The sequence below is a fragment of the Azospirillum sp. TSH58 genome (assembly GCF_003119115.1).
Taxonomy (GTDB): domain Bacteria; phylum Pseudomonadota; class Alphaproteobacteria; order Azospirillales; family Azospirillaceae; genus Azospirillum.
The window spans coordinates 192,498-200,555 of record NZ_CP022365.1; the positions used below are offsets into that span (position 1 = coordinate 192,498).

At 63.6% G+C, this 8,058-nt stretch carries 7 protein-coding genes and 2 pseudogenes; 1 reads left to right on the forward strand and 8 read right to left on the reverse strand.

Features of this window, described 5'->3' with window-relative positions:
* Positions 1 to 29 precede the first annotated feature (29 nt).
* The 3 genes from TSH58p_RS18625 to TSH58p_RS18635 form a co-directional block, all read right to left on the reverse strand.
* A complete protein-coding gene (locus TSH58p_RS18625) occupies positions 30 to 2,267 on the reverse strand; it encodes a hypothetical protein (protein WP_146205794.1) in 2,238 nt (745 codons plus the stop codon).
* 12 nt (positions 2,268 to 2,279) lie between these two features.
* A complete protein-coding gene (locus tag TSH58p_RS18630; protein ID WP_146205795.1) occupies positions 2,280 to 4,001 on the reverse strand; it encodes a hypothetical protein in 1,722 nt (573 codons plus the stop codon).
* A 91-nt stretch (positions 4,002 to 4,092) separates the two neighbouring features.
* Complete coding sequence (locus tag TSH58p_RS18635; RefSeq protein WP_162600066.1) at positions 4,093 to 4,542, reverse strand: glycosyltransferase; 450 nt, start codon at positions 4,540 to 4,542, stop codon at positions 4,093 to 4,095.
* Between the two features lie 44 nt (positions 4,543 to 4,586).
* Here TSH58p_RS18635 and TSH58p_RS34105 point away from each other — a divergent pair, with 44 nt between their 5' ends.
* Positions 4,587 to 5,156, forward strand: coding sequence for a hypothetical protein (locus TSH58p_RS34105; RefSeq protein WP_247895531.1), 570 nt, complete (start codon positions 4,587 to 4,589; stop codon positions 5,154 to 5,156).
* 232 nt (positions 5,157 to 5,388) lie between these two features.
* On the opposite strand, the pseudogene TSH58p_RS34705 reads toward TSH58p_RS34105, so the two are convergent.
* From TSH58p_RS34705 to TSH58p_RS34715, 5 genes and pseudogenes are all read right to left on the reverse strand, one after another.
* A pseudogene (locus TSH58p_RS34705) lies at positions 5,389 to 5,919 on the reverse strand (glycosyltransferase); the annotation flags it as partial.
* A 329-nt stretch (positions 5,920 to 6,248) separates the two neighbouring features.
* The gene (locus TSH58p_RS33220; protein WP_162600068.1) at positions 6,249 to 6,503 is read right to left on the reverse strand and encodes a hypothetical protein; all 255 of its coding nucleotides are present in this window, start codon (positions 6,501 to 6,503) and stop codon (positions 6,249 to 6,251) included.
* An 83-nt stretch (positions 6,504 to 6,586) separates the two neighbouring features.
* Positions 6,587 to 6,784, reverse strand: coding sequence for a hypothetical protein (locus TSH58p_RS34115; protein WP_247895533.1), 198 nt, complete (start codon positions 6,782 to 6,784; stop codon positions 6,587 to 6,589).
* A gap of 182 nt (positions 6,785 to 6,966) precedes the next feature.
* Positions 6,967 to 7,197, reverse strand: a pseudogene (locus tag TSH58p_RS34710) (glycosyltransferase family 2 protein); the annotation flags it as partial.
* Entirely contained in the window at positions 7,175 to 7,276 is a 102-nt protein-coding gene (locus TSH58p_RS34715; protein WP_371732446.1) for a glycosyltransferase, read from the reverse strand. The pseudogene TSH58p_RS34710 and the gene TSH58p_RS34715, both read right to left, overlap by 23 nt.
* Between the last annotated feature and the right edge of the window lie 782 nt (positions 7,277 to 8,058).

Genomic DNA, 8,058 nt, shown 5'->3' on the forward strand with positions numbered 1-8,058 from the left:
TCCCTGAGAGCCCTGCCGAACGGGAACGGTCAGTCCGTTGACCGCGCTGCGGCGACCGCCTTCTCGGCCATCTCCAGGAGACGGGACGTATCCTTGCGAAGCTGATCGGAATCGGGACGCCGGAAGTCTCCCTGGGCAAAGCGCCGGTTGCGGTAAGCCAGGACGAGCGGCTCGGTCTCCGCCGCGGGGGCCTGCAGCTCCGGCAGGGTCCGCTCGGTCGGCCTGATCGCCTCCACCATCCGGATGATCGCTTCTCCGGTGACGCCGCCCGGAATGGCGGCATGGAGGAGAGCGGGAAGCCAGGCATCCTGCGCAATGGTCGCCATGCCGCGGGTTTCACGGATCGCGGCCATGCGCCGCTCCATACCGGCCCACTCGGTTTCGAAGGCCAAGTCCAGCGCGTCCCGCCAATCACCATAGGTGTTCGCGCAGAGAACGCCCGCGTCCAGATCCGAATCCCGGTAATAGGCCACGTCGCTGTAGACCCCGATGTGACCGAAGCCGGCGAACTCCACCATCTTGATGTCGGACTTGCAGTTGATGAAGTCCATGACATCCGGGGATTCGATGGTCTGGATCGGCGACACGCCGATGAGCGTCGGCTGATGCTCCAGGAACCGGAGATATTCGCTGAAGCTCATCCGCCCCATATGGCGGATCATCTCGTCGTCGTCCAGACTGCGGTCGGCGACGCCGAGCACATAGATCGGCAGACCGCGCTCCCGGGAAAAGTCCTGGATCGCGCTCACCACCGCCCGTTTCTGCGAGAACAGCGGCGGATTGTCGCTCGACACCCAGAGCAGCCCCTCGGGCTTGGACGGCCGCTTCATCGCGGCCCCCGGTGAAAAGCGGACGGCGTTCGGCACGACGAAGGTCTTCTCCAGCAGGCCGCCGCCGGCCCCCCGGTCCAGCCTCTGCGCAAGACGCTGGTTGGTGGTCACCACGCTCCGCGCGAGCCGGAGGTTGTTGAGCAGTTCCAGCGGATTCGACAGCGGGCTCCGGTGATAGGTCTGCTTGGCCAGGAGATTGTCATCGATGTCGAAAAGACAGCCACCCAGATAATGGATCGCGCTCACGATCACGGGGCTGCAACGGCGCTGTATCCAGACGACGTCATAGCTCGCTTTCCTCGCCGCCGGCGTCAACTCGTCCAGCGAGTTAACCGCGCAGTAGGAATCGATCTTTCCGCTTTGGCGCAGCACCTCCAGCGGCTCGATTCCGCGGATCGCACCCAATCCGCTGCGCTGCTCGAGCAAGGCCAGGACGCGCGGCTTGGCTCCGCGCAGGGCGGAGGGCATCGGCGCGCCGCGAGGCGAATCATGGTCCACAAGAAGCCGCTGCAAGGCCCCGACGGCGCGGGCGTTGAGCCTCCGGCAAACTCCAGCGGTCTGCCGGCGGATCGCTTCCAGGTCGGTCCCGCGCGCCAGTTCCAGAACCGTCTCCACCGCTTCCGTCACGCCGCTCCCCGGCATGACCGCGCCGAGCCCGCACAGGCGGACCAGATCACCCAGCGGCGACAGCCCGTTCAGAATGACCGGAACGCCATCGAGCAACGGCGAGCGAAGCGCCGATCCCAGTTCCGGCAGCATGGCTTCGACCGGAATCGCGATGTCGCAGGCCGACAGCAGGCGCGTCCGCTCCGCCATGCTCGTGTAGGACGCCACCTCCACCGGCAGCCCTTCGGACGGCGCGGGGGCGCCATCGGCAGCGTGGTGGATGACACGGAAAAGCACCGGCCCGCGGGAAGAATGCTTCGACAGCGCGTCGGAAAGGGCGGCGACGACCTGATCCGCCGGCGCAAGATCGGCCAGGATGGCGACCTGGACGCCCTCGCCTCCCGTCTTCTCGCCGCGCCCGCCGCCGACGTTGGTCAGCATGCCGGCGTCCTTCAGCGGATCGTCGTTCAGCACGAGATCGAAGATTCCGCTCAAACCGGCAGCGTCGCCGAGCGTTTCGCCATCGGCGATTTTAAGGCCGGCAAATCGGGAGAAGCGCGGCGGAAGCGGCTGTCCGGGCGCGCACCAGACGGCGGCCGCGGCGTTCAGCCGGACGAGAACGGCATCGCTGTGGGCGGGATTCCAGCGTTCAGAAGCGACCCGCTCCGATGCCGGCGCCATGGGATCGCCGGCGGCGATGTCCACGGCGACGACCGGATCGAACCCCGCCTCCCTCAGAGCTCCCCACAGCGTCTCGATACGGACGCCAATACGGGTGAACGGTCCACCATCCGACGGCGGAAACTGGGGAGCAAGAATGACGATGCGCATTCCAAACCTCGATCAGCATTCAAACCGGCAGATCCGGGATGCGGTACCCCCAGCTCTCGGCTTCGCTACAGGTGCAACGGCAGGTTCCTGAAGATCCGGCGTTTCAGCGGCCGCCACGCAGCGTTCACCGATGGCCTCCGCCTCGAGCATCCAGGTCCTGGTCAGGCCCTGCATGGCTTCGAGATGCTGCACGAGACGCCGCCGCTCGGACGTCAGCGTGTTGATGCGGCGGATCATCTGATCCGTGCGCCCGACCAGGGCCTTCAGGAGGTGATCCTGCTCGAAGTAATCGCCCGTGTGCAGGCCGTACAGGATAAACCACTCGAACCCGCTGCGGAACGTCTGCTCCTTGATCGCCCGCGCAACCTGCGGCCGGGAAGCGACGAAACCGGCTTCATTGAATCCGGCGAGGGCGGCATAGCCCTGGCGGCCTCCTTCGCTCAGATAATGCGCGAACGCCGAGCCGATCGTGCCGGCCTGGACGCGCCGCTCGACCTCCGGATACTTGTGCAGGTACCAGGTCGGGTCGAACAGGCGGCTGGGCGCCAGCCCCGCCCGCGCGCCCTGGTCAAGGAAGTGCAGGAAGGCCGAACCCGCGTGTTCCGTAAGGGACGGCGGCGCGGCCAGCTGCCCGGCATAATGGGCGGCGTCGAACCAAAGGGTCGGGCTGCGGTTCGCCGACAGGCCGCTGCGCAGGAAGTGATCCAGCCCGCAACCGTAATGCCCGACCGCGATCTGCTGGGGAACGTCGATGTACCGGCGCTGATACCAGAACTCGTCGAACAGCATGTTGGGACGCAGGATGGAGGTGGCGGCATGCGCCCGGAAATGGGCGAAGGCTTCCTCCACCGTCGCGTCCTCCGGCAGAGCCGGCGTGGTCGAGCGGTAGTACGCGGCGTCGAAACACAGAAGGACGGGATCGCCGTCCGCCGCGGCCTCGTCGGACACGGGTTCCGACATCCACAGCCCCTGCGCCTCAAGCGCGCGGCGGAAACGCAGGGCGTTCGCGCGGACCGCGTCAGCGTCCAGGTTGCGGGCCCTGCCGGTTCCAGCAACCGCGGGCACGTCCAACGGCATCATCGGACCGATCGTCACCGGCGAACCGTCGAGCATGAGTCCGGTGCCGCTGACCTCGACCGTGGCTTCCATCGCCTCGTCGGACAGCAGCCTGGCCGGAATGGGCAGGGCATAACCGTAATTGCCGTTTCCGATTCCGGCTGCGACCAGGTCGGGACGGTGGACATTTGCCACAGCCGAGGCAATGGCCTCGCCGTTGAGGATCAGATTGACCGTGACCGCCGCATCGGGCTTTCCCCAATTGCACACCCAACCGGTGACCTGGCCGTTCAGCACCTCGTCCACATGCCCGCTGTACGGCGAAAAGAGCACATTGCCGCCAGACAGTTCCTGGTCGTCGCGCCCCGCCGTCACCCGGATACGGTGGGGAAGTCCGTCCAGAAGGCTGTCCTTGATGTCGAACGAATAGCCGCACCGGCTCTCGCCGATCCCCTGATCCCCGAGATCGTTCCGCAGATGGTCCGCGGGGCCGGTGGCGACCTTGCGGTCGTCCACCCACACCGAAACATCCACCGCACTGTCCGGCAGGTCCGGATCGAAAGCCCAACCGAACACCACAGTGCCGGAGAGACCGGTCAGATCCCCCTTGATCGCGCGCCGATCGGGAACGCCCGCTTCGGAAAACGAGACTGTCTCTGCGATGTCGATCACCTGCATGATCCCCACTCTATGCCGCGGTCAATGTCGAACCGGCCCCTCCGCTGCGGTGGCCGGAATGCTTCCAGACGCCTGTGATCCCAGGAAGCCATCAGCGCTCCGAAACCGTCAAAGGCCGTGACGGCTCCGCGTCCACCCCGGTCCCGGCGGAACCGGCATCGAACAGCTCTTCCATCCGCGAAGGGAAGTTCCGCAGCCAGGCTTGTGGGGAATAGGCCGCGATGCAGGCATCGGCGGCCGCGTTGGCGACCCTCTCCCGCAGCTCGCCGTCCCGGATAAGCGCGTCCAGGCATTCCAGCCACTCGCTCGCCGACCCGGCCAGGAAGCCCGTCACGCCATGCTCGATCGCATCGCGGAACGGCTCCGTCGGGCTGGCGACCGTCGGCACACCGGCGACGGCCGCTTCGATGAACTTGATGGCGCTCTTGCATTCGTTGAACGGATTGATCTCGAGCGGAGCGATGTTGATGTCGAACTTGGCCAGTTGGAACGGCAGCTCCCAATGTTCGACGAAGCGGTGCTGGTGAACGCGGCCCGCCACCTCGGGGAGAATTCACCCGGATCGAGAAACCCGATCAGGTCCAGATGGACGTTCGGATGGACCCGCAGGAGTTCGTCCAGGACGGGGCGGACGAGTTCGAAATCGGCGTTGTGGGTGGCGCTGCCGCTGGCATAGCCGATGCGCACGACGCCGCCGGTCGCAGCCCCCCGGCGTCCGGCCCGCGCCGCTTCCGACGCGGTCAGCAGCTGTTGCGACAGGCAGTTCGGCAACAGCCCGACACGCTCCACCCCCTCGTCGGCCAACATGCGCGCCAACGGCGCCGTGCTGCATGTCGCGCCGTTGCAGGCCCGCAGCAGGGCGGCGAAGCGCTTCGCCTCGTCCTCCGCGTTCCCCGGCTCGGCCTTTCCGGCGCGGACGAGCTGCTCGGCGTAGGCTTGGGAAAAGGTCACGTCGTCGAAGTCGGCCAGGCACACGATGTTCTTCGCGCGCGCTTCGCTGATCAGCGCGCCCAGCCGCCCGGAAAACGGCGTCCGGTGGAAAATGATGACGTTGTGGGTGCCGAGGGCGATTTCCTCGCGGCCGGATTTCAGGAAGGTTTCCAGGGGAAGCCGCCGGACGGGCATTCCCGCGCCACGCAGGGCAGCCTCGGATGATCGACGCGCCAGGTTCGCGTTCCGCCCTCGGAGCCGTGAACGAGAAGGACTCCCTTGATCGCGTTCCGGATGATGCGTCCCGTCCGCCGCCAGGGCGTCCCGCGATCCGCATCGCCCGCCATGGCGGCCGGCGGTGCGCGTTCCCATCGATCTCGCGAGCGATCAGTTCCTCCCACTCGCGCATGTAGTTGTTCACATGGAACAACTCCATCGCGGTGTCCCGCGCGCGCTTGCCGACCCGGCGACGCAGGCCCGGATCGCGGACAAGCTGGTTCAGCACCTCCACGGCGTGGTCCGGCTCGTCGCACAGGAAGCCGTTGTAGCCATGGTCGATGAACCGGTCGGCATCGTGCGTGGACGTCGTCACCACGGCCTGTCCCAGCATCATGGCCTCGCCACGCACGCGCGGCATGGGGCTGCGGGCCGTGGGATTGAAGAAGATGCCGAAATTGCGGACGAAATGGACATAGTTCTGGTAATGCGCAAGCCCGAGATCGTTCTCGTTCTTGAAAGCCGCCGTCACGGGCGGCTTCTGCACGCTGTTCGCACGCTTGCCCCCGAGCAGGAAGGCCTTGCCGCGCAGACGCTCCGTGACTTTGTCGTAGAAAAGAACACCGCGGTAATCGGGACGATCTTCAAGATCCCCAACCGTGATGATCTTATCGCTCGGATCGATCGGAGGATAATGGATCGGGTCGAAGCCGTGCCAGATCACATGGAGCGGTGGAATCCCCACTCCTTGGCCGCCTGAAGCGAATTGCACACGACGAGGCAGTCCGACAGCGCGTCCACGATCTCACGGCGCAGCTTGTCGACGTCATAGGTTTCCGCTTCGAGCTTCGCGGCGATTCCCGGCCCGACGATCTCATCCCTGCGCCGAACAGGTTCAGATCCCGCTCCGACAGGGGGGTCCCATGACAGATCGCGATCTTCTTTCCGTTGAAGCGCTTCATGTATTCGAACGCGGCGCCCCAATGGGTCGAGTGCTTCGGATACAGATAAGGCCGAAGAATGAACTCATCAAAATGCAGGATGGCAAAATCATAATCGTTGAAATTGCACTGCTTTTCGTTGACGTTCAGGAAGTTCGCATTATCCGGCAAAGGACGCGACTTGTAGTCCCCAGGCCGAACCGAACCCCGGCAAGCCGGTCAGAAGCGTGAAGGAATAAGGCAGCTTCCAAAGATCTACTGGTTGACCGATGTGCCACCGCGTGGTCAGCACCTTCTTCTTGGGATGGCTGACGATGGTCCGCGGACGAACCACCCGGTGCGACGTGGCGAAATGCTCGGCCAGCCCGTCACGCTCCTCCGCCGCGGAGATGTCGTAACGGTCCAGCCAGTCCATGATCTTCTGGTAACGTCGAATGCGCCCAGTCCGGAGCCGCGAGCGAAAGCTCCGGATGCTTGCGCATCAGCTTCAGGAAATTCTTAGTCGAACGCGGAGCCTTCTCCTGGTCGGACACTTCCGGTGGGTGGGTCTTGTGTGACGGAAACGGCGGTGCGGCTGAAGCTGATCTTGGCCCCCAGCCGGTACAGCCGGTAGCCCATCTCGATGTCCTCCCAGCCGAAGCCGGAGTTGGCGTCAAGGCTGTAGGAAAAGGCTTCGTCGAACAGCCGGCTCGCCAAGCTTGTCCAGGAATTCCGAGGTGATCGAGAAGTTTCGGGTCACCGTGTTGACGAAGGCGGTCGGCTCCACGTTGGAACTGCAGCCGCATTTCCTTCAGCGCCTTGTCGGGCGCCGCCGCGAAGGCTCCGTGGAGCGCTTGGATGTCGCGGCCCTGGCCCTCGATCCCCATCGGACCGATGCAGACGTTCCGCCTCCGGCGTCGTCGTGCGCGGCGACATGCCGAAGAGACAAAATTGGGACTGAGGCAGCAGTCCGCGTCGACCACGCACAGGATACGCCCGGAAGCCGCCAGCAGCCCCTTGTTGCGGCACCCGCAATTCCCCACGTTCCGGTCGTTGCGGATCAGCGGATGGTCAGATTCTCGTCGCCCAGCTTCTCGGACGCCAGCTTCACGACATGTCCGGGGAACCATCCGTTGAGCAATCGTCAACAATGATGATCTCGATGGACCCCTTAAAATCCTGTCGCTTTATCGAAGAAAATAATCCCACAAAGAAGCCGACTTGTTGAGTACGGCTGACACAATCGAAAAATCCGCGGCCATCTTCACACCTGAGCAGAAAAACCGTTAACGCGAGCCTGCACTTCCTCAAATTCTTTCTTTATATTCGATATAGAAATGTTATCATTTTTATTTGCAGAATATGCCTTCTGATACAGCACATTTCCGCTGTGATTTTTTACAATCACACTCCAAATTATATTTGGATCTTTCTTTTCAACTTTAAATTCGACGACGCCTACCGCATCTATATTGATGTACACTCGTTTGTTAATTTAATAAGTGCCATTTTACACCTTGCCAATGCCGTCCGCGCGCTCGCAACCTCCGGTACGGTTACGTCGATCTTCTTGATATTTGATTAAGAATTCCCAACCGCGCCGATCGGCCTCAGACGCTCGGTCCCGGTGTGTCATGGCAGGGAAACGGCCCCAGGAAAAGAGGCGTGGGCAGCCCAGGCAAACGCCCCATGTCTGTCGCCACCCAGCCATCCCTGAAGCAACGGTCAAATCACGCGGATGAGTTGCACGCTCGAGGAAGCGACAGCGAAAGGTCGTTACCATGAGACCCAGGAACTGAAACATCAGCGTACGATTTTGAACAGCTTCCGCCTCGCCTCCGTAGTAAGGGCCATGCCCGGGACTGAAGGGCGGGCACAGCAACCCTCCACCTCCCATGCCCCGCACCACACGCCCGCACCTGGACATGACCTTGCGGTGACACCGCGTTTTCAAGCCAAACGTGCCTGTTTACCCACTATATCAAACCGAG